The sequence below is a fragment of the Pontibacter korlensis genome, from assembly GCF_000973725.1.
GTDB lineage: Bacteria > Bacteroidota > Bacteroidia > Cytophagales > Hymenobacteraceae > Pontibacter > Pontibacter korlensis.
Genome location: NZ_CP009621.1, coordinates 3,200,667 through 3,214,893 on the forward strand (window position 1 = coordinate 3,200,667; position 14,227 = coordinate 3,214,893).

Consider the following 14,227-nt stretch of genomic DNA (forward strand, 5'->3'; position numbering starts at 1 on the left):
CGAGCTGCAAACTCGCACCAGCGCACGTTACCTTTTCTTCATTTTCTCAATCCTCAGCTCCGGTTTTGAGACTGCCTCCACCACCGCCACTTTCTTCTTCACCTCAGGCTCCTGGTATGCCTGCAGTTGCTGATTTATACTTGGCTGTGCGGTGTCCAGCACTGGTTGTGGGTAAAGGCCTAACCAAAGTATAAGCACGACCATCGGCACTGCAATCAGCATTTCACGGGCAGTAAGGTCGGGGAGCGGGTGATCGGTGGGGGCAGGCTCGTAGAATACTTTCTGCATGATGCGCAGCGAGTAGGCCGTGGCCAGTACGAGACCGATAGTTGCGATAACTGTGAGCCAGTTGTTCGCCTGCCAAGAGCCTACCAGGGTCAGGAATTCAGCGATGAAGTTGCCCAGCCCGGGCAAGCCCAGCGAAGCCATGACAAAGATGAGCGCGATCACTCCCATCTTTGGTGCTTTGGCCCAGAAGCCACCCATTTGCCCAATGTCGCGGGTGTGCAGGCGCTCGTACAGGAAGCCCGCAATGATGAACAAGGCACCGGTGCTGAGGCCATGGGCGATCATCTGCATCACTACGCCCTGCAGCGCCCACTCGTTAAAGGCAAACACACCCAGTATCACAAAGCCCATGTGGCTCACCGAAGTATAGGCCACCAGCCGTTTCAGGTCGGTTTGGGAGTAGGCGAGTATGGCTCCGTAAATGATGCCGATCACACCCAGCAGCATGGCCCAGGGTGCAAACTCTACTGTTGCCGTCGGAAATAAGGGCAGCACGAAACGAAGCAAGCCGTAGGCTCCGGTTTTCAGTAGCAGACCAGCTAGTATAACACTGCCTGCAGTGGGTGCCTCAGAGTGCGCATCGGGTAGCCAGGAGTGGAAAGGCACCACCGGCAGCTTCACAAGGAAGGCAGCCAGAAAGCCGAACATCAGCAATCGTGCTGCGCCCGGAGCCAATGTTGTGTCCAGCAGCTCGAAGTAATTAAAAGTATAAGTGCCAGTCTGGGAGCCATGTATGAAGTATAAACCAAGTATGGAAAGCAGCATCAGCAGCCCACTGGCCTGCGTGAAAATAAAGAACTTGTAGGCGGCATAGTTGCGGTTTGTATGTCCCCAGACCCCTATCAGGAAGTACATCGGGATGAGCATCACCTCCCAGAAAAAGTAGAACAGGAACAAATCCATGGTGAGGAAGACACCTGTGATACCCGCCAGCACCCACAGCAGGTTAAAATGGAAGAAGCCGGATTTAGTTTGAATCTCCCGCCAGGAAATAAGTACGGCCAGTATGCCAATAAAGAAGGTAAGCAGCAGCATGAGCAGGCTCAGTCCGTCGAGGGCAAGTATAAAATTCACGCCCCACTGCGGAATCCAAGGAATCTCCAGCTGCATGAGCCATGGCGAAGCTCCTAAAGTGGCAGTAGGTGTATCAAGCCATAAGTAGATGGCAAGTATAAAATCGGTCAGTACAGCAAAGAGGGCGATCCAGCGGGGCAGCACGGGGTGCCACTTTTTGGAAAGCCACGCCAGCAGTCCGCCAGCCATCAGTATCACGATCATCCAGACGAGTATCATAGCAGTAGACTTATGGTGAGAATCATGATAGCACCGACCACAATACCAGCCACGTAGTTGCGCAGCACGCCGCTCTGGGTTTGCGAGAACATCACATGGAAGCCCTCGGCCACGCGGGTTAGGCCGGTGTAAAAGCTGTCGATGATGTCGCGCTTGTTGAGGTTGGCCAGAAACACGTAGGGCCGCACGAACAGCTTGTCGTAGAGGGCATCAAAACCCCAGCCCGAGAACCAGAAACGATGCAGTTTCATAGCAAAGCTGGAGCTGTTCAGGTTTTGTAGCAGCGCCGGACTCTTCTGGTAAAACAGGTAGGCTACAAAGACACCACCCAACGACACCGCCGCTGCCAATACCTGGAACAGCCACTCGTTTGCCGCCATCAGCTCATTTGCCATAATTTCGGGTAACACTGGAGCCATAAGGCCTGAGAACAAGGCTATATGAGCGAAATTGTGCGGCAGCTCTATAAATCCGCCTACCAAAGAAAGTATGGCCAGTATGACTAAAGGTATGGTGATGACCTTCCCTGGTGGGTGCGCTAGGTGTGTTTTAGCTTCGCCGTAAAAGATCATGAACACCATCCGGAAAGTGTAAATCGAGGTAATAAAAGCGCCTATTAGCCCAGCTAAATACAACCAGATGCTGCCTTGCGGACCAGCCAGGGTATACCATAGAATTTGGTCTTTACTGTAGAAACCAGAAGTGATAACCGGCAGCGCCGCCAACGAAGCCGCTCCGATCAGGAAGGTCCAGAATACGACCGGCATATTTTTGCGAAGACCGCCCATCCGGCGCATGTCCTGCTCGTGGTGCAGGGCCAGTATGATAGCCCCGGCACAAAGGAATAGCAGCGCTTTAAAGAAGGCGTGGATCATAAAGTGGAAAATACCCGCTGACCAGGCACCCACACCCAATGCCAAAAACATATAGCCGATCTGGCTGATAGTAGAGTAGGCCAATACGCGCTTGAGGTCGTATTGTGTGAGGGCGGAGAAGCCAGCCAGCAATAAGGTTACTGCACCTACCACCGCCACTGCCATCTGAGCCACCGGTGCCAGGTCAAAGATCACGTACATACGGGCAATAAGGTAAACACCAGCGGTTACCATGGTAGCAGCATGTATAAGTGCCGAAACTGGTGTCGGGCCCGCCATCGCATCGGGTAACCAGGTCTGCAGCGGCAGCTGGCCCGATTTACCTACCGCACCGCCCAAGAGCAGCAGCCCCACCAGTACCGCCGTCTGAGCCCCGACGCTCCATACTTCAGGAGCCTCGGTCAGTATAGCCTGTATGTTTAGCGTGCCAAATGTCTGGAAAAGTATGAAAAGCCCAATAGCCATAGCTGTATCACCCACACGGGTAATGAGGAAAGCTTTGCGGGCTGCGTAACCGTTAGCGGGCTCTTTGTACCAGAAGCCAATAAGCAGGTAAGAGCACAGGCCTACACCTTCCCAACCCAGGTACAGTAGCAGCAGGTTATCAGCCATCACCAGCATCAGCATAGAGCCCACAAACAGGTTCATGCAGGCAAAGAAGCGGGGGAAATCCGCATCCTCGGCCATATAGGCGGTGGCGTAGAGGTGAATCAGAAATCCCACAAACGTGATGACGAAAATAAATACAATCGAGAGCGCATCCAGATGAAAGGCAATGGACGGGTTAAAACCTGCTACACTAAACCACTGCCATACTTCCTGGTGGTAAAAGGCAGGCTTTTCAGATAAGAACTGCAAGCCCAGCAGTATGGTAATGAGTGCCGAGATACCTACACTGCCTACTCCAAGTATAGCCACAAGCCTGCGCGATAAGCGGGTGTCGAAATGAATGAGCAGGAGCGATCCCAGAAAAGGCAGGGCAGGTATGAGCCAGATGAAGTTTTCCATAGTCTTATCCTTTCATAAAGTTGGCAGCATCGCTGTCGAGGGTTTTAAGTTGATGATAGATCTGCAGGATCAGCGCCAGCCCCACCGATACTTCTGCAGCAGCCATGGTCAGTATAAAAATGAACATCACCTGCCCGTCGGGCTGCACCCATTTAGAGCCAGCCACGATAAAAGCAAGCCCTGCGGCGTTGAGCATGATCTCCACCGAAATCAGCATAAAGATGACATTGCGGCGAATGAGGACGCTGATCAGGCCCAACATAAAAAGAACACCTGCCAGCAACAGGGCAGCTTCCATGATTGATGTGTTCATGCGGCTGCGCTCCTTTCCTGTAAAAACCGGTGAATAACTTTTTTCTTCTGCCTGCCCAGGTGGTAAGCACCTACAATGCCTGCGGTAAGTAAAATGCCGCAGAGCTGCACGCCCAGTATATAGGGACCGAACAAGGACAAGCCCACCAGCCTGGCATCCACGTCGGCCACTGCCTGAGTTTGCGGAGGTGTACCGGCCGCTACAATGTAGATCAGCTCTGCCAACAGTACTGCCGATAGTATGGCCGGGCCAACCCAGATTGAAGGCTTGAGCCATTCTTTCTCGCGCTGCACATCTTCCTGCGTCAGGTTAAGCATCATGATCACGAAGATGATGAGCACCACAATGGCCCCGGCGTAAATAATCACTTCCAACGCCGCCATAAAGGGAGCACCCAAGGTGAAAAACACCACCGCCACCGCTAGGAAAGACACCACCAGGTAGAGCAAAGCGTGGATTATGTTGTAGCGAGTGATCACCATAATAGTGGAGAGTACGGCGACGGCTGCTGCTATATAAAATGTCAGTTCCATAGGCCTTAAGGGATTAAGCTTTTGATGTCTACAGGAGGCAACTCGTTTTCTGATTCGCCCTTGTCTTTTCCGCCGATGGCCATGCCCGCTACTTTGTAGTAGTTGTAGCCATGGTACTTGCCCTGGCCGTTGATGAGCAGGTCCTTTTTCTCATACACCAGGTTTTGCCGGTTATACTCGCCCATCTCAAAGTCTGGGATGAGCTGAATGGCGTAGGTCGGACAGGCTTCCTCGCAGTAGCCGCAGAAGATGCAGCGCGAAAAATTGATGCGGAAAAAATCGGGATAGCGGCGGCCGGCTTCGTCTTCGGAAGGCTGCAGAGCAATGCAGTCTACCGGGCAGGCGGCGGCACAGAGGTTGCAGGCTACGCAGCGCTCGCCGCCGTCCGGGTCGCGCGTGAGTACAATGCGGCCCCGCCAACGGGTCGGAAGTATAGGTTTCTGCTCCGGGTAAAGTATGGTCTCCCGCTTATGAAAAGCATGCAGAAACGTGAGCCACATACTGCGCAACAAACTAAACATAGCTGCTCCTTTCGTTTTATAGTTTACAGACACTCACAGGTCTGAAAGACACTGTGAGGTCGGGTATTTTATTTTGTGCTGGTGCGAGCTACAAGCTCGCACCAGCACTTCTTGCTTTAGTTTTGCACTTACTCATTCAGCCACAGCACCACACCAGCTGTTACCATCAGGTTCAGCAGCGTGAGAGGCAGCAGTACCTTCCAGCCATACTCCATTAGCTGATCGTACCTTGGCCTTGGCATGGAGGCGCGGAGGAGGATGAAGATCATCAGGAAGAAGAGTGTCTTTAGGATAAACCATACAATGGGCGGCAGGAAATCAGGGCCAAGCCAGCCGCCAAAGTATAGTGTCACGATCATGCAAGAGATAAGCGTGATGCCCATATACTCGCCGATAAAGAACATGCCGAACTTCATACCAGAATACTCCGAGTGAAAGCCGGCAATCAACTCACTTTCTGCCTCCGGAATATCAAAAGGGAGGCGGTGCGTTTCGGCGATGCCAGCGATGAAGAAGATCACAAAGCCGACGATCTGTGGGATGAAAAACCACAGTCCCCGCTGCGCCTCCACAATCTCCACCAGGCTGAAAGAGCCTGTCAGCAGTACCACGCCCATGAGCGAAAGTCCCATGAACACCTCGTAAGAAATCATCTGCGCCGCTCCGCGCATGGCACCCAGCAAGCTATACTTGTTATTCGATGCCCAGCCACCCAGTATAATACTATAGGCTCCCATAGACGACATAGCCAGGAAGAACAATAAGCCGATGTTCAGGTCAGCCACAATTACTCCCGGTGCGAACGGTATTACCACAAAGCTCATCAACACCGTGACTACTACAATGGCTGGGGCCAGCACAAACACAGGCTTATCAGCAAACGGCGGAATCCAGTCCTGTTTGAAGAACAGCTTTATCGAGTCTGCGGCTACGATCAGAAGGCCGAAGGGGCCGGCACGGTTAGGGCCGTACCGGTCCTGGAACAGGGCCAGCAGGCGTCGCTCCACCCAGATAAGTGCAGCCGCCACGTTCAGCATGACGAACAGCACGCCGCCGATGATCAGAAAGTAGTTTGGGGTTGCTGTTTCCATTTGATGTCTCGGTTAAGTATGGCCCAGGCAGGTAATTCGGCAAAAGGTACCCCAGGTAAGCCGTTCGGCATTCCGGCTGTGCCGCTCGGTATGGTTTGGCTTAATCTCACTGGTAACTGGTATATCTGCCCTTCGATAGAGAAGCTCAGCAATTGCCCCTCGTCTAATTTCAGGCGTATGGCATCTGCTGCGTTTATGGCAACATAGGGCTCCGGAATCCGCTGCATAATGGAAGGCGAATGGTTGCTCATCTCTTCGGATCCGAAAGTATGGTGCAGTGGCAGCATGTACAGGTGTCCCTCTAACGGGAAAAACTTTTGTGGCACGGCCGTAGAAAACAGCAGGTTACCAGTGGGCTCTATCAAGCGCACGCCCGGGTCTCCACCCTTTAGTTGCCCACCTACTTCTTCTTGATACTTATTAGTTGCCTGGTTCGAGTTCCAACCCGGTGCCCAGAAAAATGGAATCATAGAAGAAGGCGGTTGGCCGCGATAGCCCTCCATGGTGTAGGAGAGGGGTGAGTCAGGATCTTCGGCTGGTTTAGGCTCATGTACGGTTACCCTGGCCAGCATAGAGGTGCGACCGCTGAAGCGGTGCGGAGCACGTGGTATGCGTTGGCCGGCAATACGGAAATCGGTGGGTGGAGCAGTTCTCTGGATTCCCTCCAACTCAGGATACTCTTTAGCTATTGCTTTGATAATGTCATCATAGCCGTGCCAGCTGCTAATCTCTTCATCACCCATAACAGTGCCGACCTCAGCTAGCCAGTGCCAGCTTTCCTGTATTTCCTCTGGCACCGGGTGCACCTGGAAAAAGCGCTGTGCCCTCCCTTCGTTGTTTATGAGTATGCCGTCTGCCTCTGAAAAAGGAGCGGCGGGTAGTACAATGTTTGCCTTTTCGGTTGTAAGGTTGTGCAGGTAGTCCAGCGCAATCACCTGTTTGCAGTTTTTCAGAAACTGATCTATCGTGGCGGTGCTGGCTCTTCGGTAAAGGTCGTTCTCTAGTATAATCACCGTATCTGCATAGCCGTTCAAAACAGCCTCAAAAGCCGACTCTAACTTATGGCCGCCAAGCATGGCTAAGCCCATACTGTTGCATTCCGGCACTACCAGGCTTATACCCACTGGCTTCTCCTTTGCTTTCAAGGCATGTGCGATGTTGGCGGCGGCTTTCAATACGCGCTCACTTCCGGAGGAGGTGCCGGATATGATGAGTGGGTTTTGAGCTCTCATCAAAGCCTCGGCAATCTGTTGTGCCAGTGCCTGATCATCCTCGCTTATGCCTCGTACCTCCGGAGATTCCTCATTTATCACATTAGCCACAGCAAAGCCGAGGCGGGCAATGGCATCTGGTGAGTCGAAGAAAGTATAGGTAGCCAGTTCGTCTAGTTTGGTAGGCGTGTAGTGGGCCACAACGAGCGGACCTTTATCTGTTTGCACCAGTCCGCGTACGGCCGCATCCTGCCACAAAGGTATGTTGGCTTTGGATACGTGCTCGAGCATTGGCTGCTGCCTTACCGACTGTCTTACCGCCAGCGCCAGCATAGGGGCCGTGTTAGTCAGGTCTTCACCCAGTATAAACACAGCGTCTGCCTTTTCTACTTCTCTTAAAGAAGGAGTTCTTACCGAGCCGTCCCGGAGTATATGCAGGGCCAGGTCCACCAGGTCATGGTCCACATCTGAAACCCCATGGTAGAAATTATCCTCGCCCACCAGTTTCTTCAGTACATAGTTTGATTCCAGGGAGGCACGAGGAGACCCGATGCCGATGACGCGTCCGGTTCTGATGGCTGATGTAGCTGCCTCCAGGGCTGGATATTTTTCTGTAGCCTCAGGTAATTTACTTCGCACCAAAGGCTTTCTGATGCGGCCGGCACTGTTAACAAATTCATAGCCAAAGCGACCACGGTCGCAGAGGAAGTAGCCATTTATCTCGCCGTTATAGCGGTTGGTAATGTTGCGCAAGGTGCCGTAGCGTTCGCCAGCGATGGTGTTACAGCCGATGCTGCAGTGGTGGCAAACGGAGGGGGCAGAGGTTAGGTCCCATTTACGGGTATAGTGTTGTTTCAGCGTTTTATCAGTGAACACGCCTGTTGGACATACTTCTGCCAGGTTGCCGCTGAACTCACTTTCCAGCACGCCGTCTTCGGCACGGCCAAAGTATAAATGGTTGTGGGCGGCAAACACATCCAGGTCTTTGCCACCGGCATAATCTTTATAGTAGCGCACACAGCGGTAGCACTGTATGCAGCGGTTCATTTCGTGGTTGAGGAAAGGACCAAGGTATTGGTTGCGGTAAGTTCTCTTTTGAAAGCTGTATTGCCTGTAGTTGTGGCCCGTCATCACGGTCATGTCCTGCAGGTGGCAGGCGCCGCCCTCGTCGCACACAGCGCAATCGTGAGGGTGGTTGGTCATGAGCCAGCCAATGATGTGCGCCCGGAACTCCTTGGCCTCCATGTCCGCAATAGAGATGCGCATACCGTCCCGGACTTGCTCCATACACGACATAAAGAGCTTGCCCTTCGTATCATTCTCATCTTTGTACACTTTCACGGCGCACTGACGGCAGGCACCAATGGAGCCCATAGCCGGGTGCCAGCAAAAGTAGGGCAGGTCCTTGCCAAGGGTGAGGCAGGTTTCGAGCAGGTTATTGCCTGCCTGCACGTCGTAGGGTTTGTTATCTATATAGATGGTTGCCATGCTTTGCTTTTGCTCCAGGGACAGTGGTGTTCGTGAATGTGCCGTTCAAAATCTTCTCTGAAGTATTTCAGAGCGCTCTGTAGGGGTTCCATGGCACCGGGTGCCAGTGCGCAAAACGTGTTGCCGGGGCCAAGGTATTTGGTATGAAAGTCGAGTGTGAGCAGGTGTTCGGGTTTGCCTTCGCCTTTGTCTATGGCCATTAGTATTTTCTCAACCCAAGGCAGCCCTTCACGGCAGGGCGTGCAGAAACCGCAGGACTCCTGTGCAAAGAAGTGCTGCAGGTTCAGCGTGAAGCCGACAGGGCAGGTCTGGTCGTCCATGATGATCATAGTGCCGGTACCCAAACGACTGCCAGCCGCCTGTATCGAGCCATAGTCCATGGGCAGGTCGAGGTGCTCTTCCACCAGGAAATCTGTGGAGGCCCCACCGGGCAAAAGCCCACGGAACAGGTAACCATCCTGCATACCACCGGCATATTCTTCCAGTAGCTCTCGTATGGTTATACCCATCGGGAGTTCCCAACAGCCCGGTGTTTTCACGCGTCCGCTCACGCCGTAGAGTTTGGTACCGGCATCCTCTGTTAAGCCAAGCTTCTTGAACCACTCCGCGCCGTTGTTCACTATATGGGGCAGGTTACAAAGCGTCTCGACATTATTCACAATGGTAGGCTTGCCAAACAGTCCGCTAACCTGTGGGAAAGGTGGTTTGGCTCTGGGGTTGGCGCGTTTGCCTTCCAAAGCATTGAGTAAGGCTGTCTCTTCGCCGCACATGTAGCGGCCCACGCCTGTGTGCAGGTGCATCTCCAGGTTAAAACCGGAGCCAAGTATATTATTGCCAAGGTAGCCTGCCTCGTAAGCCTCATGTATAGCTTGAGTGATTTCTTTAGCTGCCAGCTTGTAAGCCCAGCGCAGAAAAACGTAGCTTATACTTGCCTGTATGGCATAGGAGGCCACAATCATTCCCTCGATGAGCTGGTGCGGATTTCCTTCCAGAAGCACTCTGTCTTTGAAGGTACCCGGCTCCATTTCATCGGCGTTGGCCACCAGGTACTTTGGCGAAGGCGCATCAGGCCCCATCGGCACAAAGCTCCACTTCATACCTGTCGGGAAGCCGGCGCCGCCACGCCCGCGCAGATTAGCGTCTTTCACCAGTGCCTGCACCTCCTGAGGCGACATCTCTTTCAGAATTTTTCGCACAGACTGGTAGCCACCCACTTTCTCATACTCTTTTAGGTTGAGTGGTTTGCGGCCTGGTACAATGTGTTGAGTCAGGGGCTTCTCCATAGGCGCCCGCTTTGGTTTTAGGTATACTTGCTCAGGATCTCATCTAGTTGTTCCACCGTTAAGTTACGGTACAGGTCGTGGTCTATCATAAGGGCAGGGGCACAATCGCAGGTGCCTAGGCAGCAGTTGGGAAGTATGGTAAAGCGGCCATCTGCTGTGGTCTGGCCATACTGTATGTTCAGTTTTTCAAAAAGCTGATTGCGGATGACTTCGTAGCCCATCACATAACAGCTGATGCTGTCGCAAACAAGTATCACATGCCGACCCACAGGCCTGCGGAAGATCAGGTTGTAAAACGTAGCCACACTATCCAGCTCCGCAGTAGACATGCCTACATACTCCGCCACGTCCTTCAGGCTCTCGTCCGATACCCAGCCATGGCTTTGCTGCACGATCTTCAGGGCCTCAATGCAGGCATTCTTAGGCGAAGGCACCAAGCTTATTTCGTGGTCAATCTGATGTTTTTCTTCTGTAGTCAGCATTTGTTAGATACAAGTATCAGGACGTTAGACATACAATTTTATATTTTGTGCTCCTGCTGGTTTGAGCCTGAGGCGCCCAAACCAGTGGAAATGTTTTCAATTCCTTTTGCCTCGCTCAGCGATCAATATCTGCCAGCACATAATCCATTGCGCCAAGTATGGACAGCAGGTCCGCTACCGTGTAGCCTTTGGTAATGTAAGGCAGCATCTGCATGTGCGGGAACGACGGAGTGCGAATGCGCAGGCGGTAGGGTGAGGTGTTGCCGTCGCTGGTAACGTAATAGCCGTTGGCACCTTTCGTGGCCTCGATACAACTCATGGCTTCCCCCACAGGCATCACGGGTCCCCAGCTCACACCTAAGAAGTGCGTGATGAGGGTTTCTATGTCGTGCATCGTGTGCTTTTTAATCGGCGGCGTAGTGAGCGGGTGATCAGACTTGTAAGGTCCTTCCGGCATGTTTTTCACGCACTGCTCAATAATGTGCAGACTTTGGCGCATCTCGGCCACTCGTACCACTGCTCGGTCGTAGCAATCGCCGTTTGCTGCGGTAGGCACATCAAAGTTAAACATTTCGTAGCCGGAGTAAGGCTGCTTCTTACGGAAATCCCATTCAAAGCCGCAGGCGCGCAGATTAGGCCCTGTCACGCCCCATTCTATGGCCTCGTCTAAGGTAAATATGCCGATGCCTTTGGTGCGCGCCTTGAACAGGCTATTCCTCATCACCATGGCATCGTACTCTTTCAGGCGTTTCGGGAAATAGTTGAGGAAGTTCTGTACCAGCGTTTCCCATCCTTTAGGCAGGTCCTGTGCTACACCGCCTATACGGAACCAGTTCGGGTGCATGCGACCACCGGTAACAGCTTCTACTATATCAAATATCTTTTCGCGGTCGGTGAACATGTAGAAAACTGGTGAGAGCTGCCCCACGTCCTGGGCGAAGGTACCGTACCACACTAGGTGGCTGGCAATGCGGAAAAGTTCGCATAACATGATGCGGATCACCTTTACGCGGTCCGGCACCTGGATGCCTGCCAGTTTTTCCACGGCCATCAGGTAAGCCAGGTTGTTCATGGTGCCGCCCAGATAGTCTACTCGGTCTGTATAGGGAAGGTAGGTATGCCACGACTGACGCTCGGCCATTTTCTCCTGGCCACGGTGGTGGAAACCAATATCAGGTATGGCGTCTACAATATCCTCGCCGTCCAGTTGCAATACGATGCGCAGAACGCCGTGTGTACCGGGGTGCTGCGGACCGATGTTGAGGAACATGAAGTCGCTGTCGTCGCTTTGGCGCTGTAGCCCCCATTCTTCTGGTTTAAATTGCAGTGCCGCCTGCTCCAGGTCTACCTTATCGTCATAAAGCTGGAAAGGCCCCATCTCAGTGGCACGGGCCGGGTGTTCTTTGCGCAGCGGGTGGCCTACCCAAGTGCGTGGCATTAGGATGCGGTACAGGTGCGGGTGCCCCGTAAAGCGGATGCCGAACATATCATACACTTCGCGCTCGTACCAGTTTGCATTGGCCCAGAGGCTACTTATACTTGGTACGGTCGGGAATTCATCACGGTAGCCCACCTTAAGTCGGACAAAGCTGTTACGCTCGAAGGAGAGGAGGTGGTAAATGATAGTGAAGGCGTAGGGTATGTGGCCATTATTCGGTTTACGGGTACGTTCATCAATAGCAGTTAGGTCGTAGAGCATGCGAAAAGGCTGTGGAATATCCTTTTTCAGGAAGGTTAGTACCTCCACAATCTTATCATGCGGCATCCAGAGGGTGAGAATCTCATCCTTCGTTGCCTGCGGGGTAAACGTGTCTGCCCCAAACCGCGCCTGCAGTTGCTCTAATGTGCTGTTCCCGTTTTCCATGGGTGAATCTGAAAAATTGCCCGTGATGCTACGCTACTTCATGCTATACTTTCTGTAGTTGATTAACTATGATAAATAATTTTTTTTTACTGTTAGTTGATAAAAGGTATCGCCATTTTATTTTTCACCCCGAAAGGTTCTGTTTGCTAGGGTCATAAGCTAACTTTATTTCCACCAGGTTTCTCCCAGAATGACCCTAGATATTAATTTCTATACCCCTCTTCGAACTCTCTAACTTCCTATACCTCATCAGGTGAGCGGAACTCCGTCATTTTTGATCGAGTCTCCTGCCGTCTTTCCTTCACATCAATCTTATCCGGCTTGATTATGCCCTGTTCACCAATTGTCCAGCTGAGTGGTCGCCTTTCTTTGCCAACTGACTCTGCCAATAGCATCAGGCCTTCCATAAAAGCATCGGGTCGGGGAGGGCAACCGGGTACGTATACATCCACTGGCAAGAATTTATCAACTCCCTGCACCACACTATAGATATCAAACATGCCGCCTGAGTTGGCGCAGCTACCCATTGAGATCACCCAACGTGGCTCCATCATTTGCTCATGCAGGCGTTTGATAATAGGGGCCATTTTGATGAAAACCGTACCGGCGATGATCATCACGTCGGCCTCGCGCGGCGTACCACGGATTACCTCGGCTCCGAAGCGGGCAACGTCATATTTGGGTGTCATACTAGTGGCCATCTCTACAAAACAGCAGCTCAGCCCGAAATGGAAGGGCCACATAGAATTTTTCCGGCCCCAGGCGATAAGGTCCTGCAATGTGGTGAGCATAACGCTTTGCTGCACCGTTTCCTCGTAAGAACTGGTGCCTCTCGTCGCCTTTACTGGATCATCCGGTTTGCTTAGCCACCATTTCATAGGCGGTTTGGTTATAGGTTATAAATGCTTATTCCCCGTACAGGGAGTCTTCTCTGTCAGTAATTCAGGCAGCAGGTTTCTGCATTTTTTTGTAGGCCGCTAAGATTTTGTTGCCATCCGGGCCAAAATCCAAAGCGCCGTTGCGCCACTCGTATATCAGTACCACCACCAGCATCAGCACAAACACAGCCACCCCGGCGTAGCCGTACCAGCCCAACTCTCTAAAAGCTATAGCCCACGCAAGTATAAACACAACCTCCACATCGAAGATGACGAACAACATGGCCACCAGGTAAAACTGTGAAGAGAAACGAATACGGGCCCCGCCTGCACTTACAATGCCGCCTTCATAGGGCTCACCAGTGGCACGCTCCTTATGCCGCTGGCCCAGCACGTAGGAGAGGCCTAATATAAGCCCCACTAAACTTAGCACAATGGCGCCGTAGACCACTAAGGGCCAAAGCAATGTTGTACTTTCACTTGAAGCATCCACGGCTATTCGCCTCCTCGCGAATGTTGTTTTATGTTGATCAAGAACAGTTTAAATCATATGTCACAAGTGCTGCGGTGTCTGTTAATGTCCTGTTATGTAATGTTCAAGATTATCAATGATGAACTTTTGCTCTTCTATTATATATTTCACAATGTCACCGATAGAAACTAGACCAACAATTTTACCATCCTGCACTACAGGCAGGTGCCTAATGTACTTATGTGTCATAAGTTTCATGCAATCTTCTACCGTGTCGTCTGGTGTTACGGTGACAGGATGCTCGCTCATGATCTCACGCACTAAGGTCTCTTTTGAGGCTTTCCCCTTTAGTATAACTTTTCGAGCGTAATCTCGCTCAGTGAAAATTCCAGCAAAACGTTCATTTTCATCAAGCACTAAAAGAGCTCCGACGTTTTTCTCCACCATTAGCTCCAGGGCGTAATAAACCGTGGTTGTGGGAGTGATGGAAAGAACTGCATGTCCTTTCTTTTGCAGGATGTGTCGGACTGTTCCCATAAATGCCTCCTTTCAAGGTTTTAGACGTGGATAGCCAAAAAGATTAACTCTATATACGATTATTTCAAATTTAGGTAGGATAAATAATAA

13 protein-coding genes are annotated in these 14,227 nt (G+C 52.0%); all 13 read right to left on the bottom strand.

The window, feature by feature from the left end; genetic code table 11:
* Positions 1-27: 27 nt before the first annotated feature.
* The 13 genes from nuoM to PKOR_RS13765 all read right to left on the bottom strand — a co-directional run bounded on the left by nuoM (position 28) and on the right by PKOR_RS13765 (position 14,137).
* A complete protein-coding gene (gene nuoM / locus PKOR_RS13705; RefSeq protein ID WP_046311462.1) occupies positions 28-1,581 on the bottom strand; it encodes an NADH-quinone oxidoreductase subunit M in 1,554 nt (517 codons plus the stop codon).
* Positions 1,578-3,464: an NADH-quinone oxidoreductase subunit L gene (gene nuoL / locus PKOR_RS13710; RefSeq protein WP_046311464.1), complete on the bottom strand. Its 1,887-nt coding sequence runs from the start codon at positions 3,462-3,464 to the stop codon at positions 1,578-1,580. The genes nuoM and nuoL overlap by 4 nt, the downstream gene beginning before the upstream one ends.
* Positions 3,465-3,468: 4 nt before the next feature.
* Positions 3,469-3,777: an NADH-quinone oxidoreductase subunit NuoK gene (gene nuoK, locus PKOR_RS13715; RefSeq protein ID WP_046311466.1), complete on the bottom strand. Its 309-nt coding sequence runs from the start codon at positions 3,775-3,777 to the stop codon at positions 3,469-3,471.
* On the bottom strand, positions 3,774-4,310 hold the full coding sequence (nuoJ, locus tag PKOR_RS13720; RefSeq protein ID WP_046311468.1) for an NADH-quinone oxidoreductase subunit J: 537 nt from the start codon (positions 4,308-4,310) through the stop codon (positions 3,774-3,776). Before nuoJ ends, nuoK begins: the two co-directional genes overlap by 4 nt.
* Positions 4,311-4,315: 5 nt before the next feature.
* Entirely contained in the window at positions 4,316-4,831 is a 516-nt protein-coding gene (gene nuoI, locus PKOR_RS13725) for an NADH-quinone oxidoreductase subunit NuoI (RefSeq protein WP_046311470.1), read from the bottom strand.
* Positions 4,832-4,959: 128 nt separating this feature from the next.
* Positions 4,960-5,922: an NADH-quinone oxidoreductase subunit NuoH gene (nuoH, locus tag PKOR_RS13730; protein ID WP_046311472.1), complete on the bottom strand. Its 963-nt coding sequence runs from the start codon at positions 5,920-5,922 to the stop codon at positions 4,960-4,962.
* Positions 5,892-8,621 (bottom strand): NADH-quinone oxidoreductase subunit NuoG, encoded by a 2,730-nt coding sequence (nuoG, locus tag PKOR_RS13735; RefSeq protein WP_046311473.1) that lies wholly within the window; start codon positions 8,619-8,621, stop codon positions 5,892-5,894. The genes nuoH and nuoG overlap by 31 nt, the downstream gene beginning before the upstream one ends.
* A complete protein-coding gene (gene nuoF, locus PKOR_RS13740; protein ID WP_046311475.1) occupies positions 8,603-9,904 on the bottom strand; it encodes an NADH-quinone oxidoreductase subunit NuoF in 1,302 nt (433 codons plus the stop codon). Before nuoF ends, nuoG begins: the two co-directional genes overlap by 19 nt.
* 17 nt (positions 9,905-9,921) lie before the next feature.
* Positions 9,922-10,386: an NADH-quinone oxidoreductase subunit NuoE gene (gene nuoE, locus PKOR_RS13745; RefSeq protein ID WP_046311477.1), complete on the bottom strand. Its 465-nt coding sequence runs from the start codon at positions 10,384-10,386 to the stop codon at positions 9,922-9,924.
* A 115-nt stretch (positions 10,387-10,501) separates the two neighbouring features.
* A complete protein-coding gene (nuoC, locus tag PKOR_RS13750) occupies positions 10,502-12,250 on the bottom strand; it encodes an NADH-quinone oxidoreductase subunit C/D (protein ID WP_046311479.1) in 1,749 nt (582 codons plus the stop codon).
* A gap of 239 nt (positions 12,251-12,489) precedes the next feature.
* Entirely contained in the window at positions 12,490-13,128 is a 639-nt protein-coding gene (locus PKOR_RS13755) for an NADH-quinone oxidoreductase subunit B (protein ID WP_046311480.1), read from the bottom strand.
* A gap of 64 nt (positions 13,129-13,192) precedes the next feature.
* A complete protein-coding gene (locus PKOR_RS13760; protein WP_148561692.1) occupies positions 13,193-13,621 on the bottom strand; it encodes an NADH-quinone oxidoreductase subunit A in 429 nt (142 codons plus the stop codon).
* Between the two features lie 81 nt (positions 13,622-13,702).
* Positions 13,703-14,137: a CBS domain-containing protein gene (locus PKOR_RS13765; RefSeq protein ID WP_046311482.1), complete on the bottom strand. Its 435-nt coding sequence runs from the start codon at positions 14,135-14,137 to the stop codon at positions 13,703-13,705.
* Positions 14,138-14,227: the final 90 nt, after the last annotated feature.

Coding starts and splice junctions, on each gene's coding strand:
- nuoM (WP_046311462.1), bottom strand. CDS start 1,581: ATGATACTCGTCTGGATGATCGTGATACTGATGGCTGGCGGACTGCTG.
- nuoL (WP_046311464.1), bottom strand. CDS start 3,464: ATGGAAAACTTCATCTGGCTCATACCTGCCCTGCCTTTTCTGGGATCG.
- nuoK (WP_046311466.1), bottom strand. CDS start 3,777: ATGAACACATCAATCATGGAAGCTGCCCTGTTGCTGGCAGGTGTTCTT.
- nuoJ (WP_046311468.1), bottom strand. CDS start 4,310: ATGGAACTGACATTTTATATAGCAGCAGCCGTCGCCGTACTCTCCACT.
- nuoI (WP_046311470.1), bottom strand. CDS start 4,831: ATGTTTAGTTTGTTGCGCAGTATGTGGCTCACGTTTCTGCATGCTTTT.
- nuoH (WP_046311472.1), bottom strand. CDS start 5,922: ATGGAAACAGCAACCCCAAACTACTTTCTGATCATCGGCGGCGTGCTG.
- nuoG (WP_046311473.1), bottom strand. CDS start 8,621: ATGGCAACCATCTATATAGATAACAAACCCTACGACGTGCAGGCAGGC.
- nuoF (WP_046311475.1), bottom strand. CDS start 9,904: ATGGAGAAGCCCCTGACTCAACACATTGTACCAGGCCGCAAACCACTC.
- nuoE (WP_046311477.1), bottom strand. CDS start 10,386: ATGCTGACTACAGAAGAAAAACATCAGATTGACCACGAAATAAGCTTG.
- nuoC (WP_046311479.1), bottom strand. CDS start 12,250: ATGGAAAACGGGAACAGCACATTAGAGCAACTGCAGGCGCGGTTTGGG.
- PKOR_RS13755 (WP_046311480.1), bottom strand. CDS start 13,128: ATGAAATGGTGGCTAAGCAAACCGGATGATCCAGTAAAGGCGACGAGA.
- PKOR_RS13765 (WP_046311482.1), bottom strand. CDS start 14,137: ATGGGAACAGTCCGACACATCCTGCAAAAGAAAGGACATGCAGTTCTT.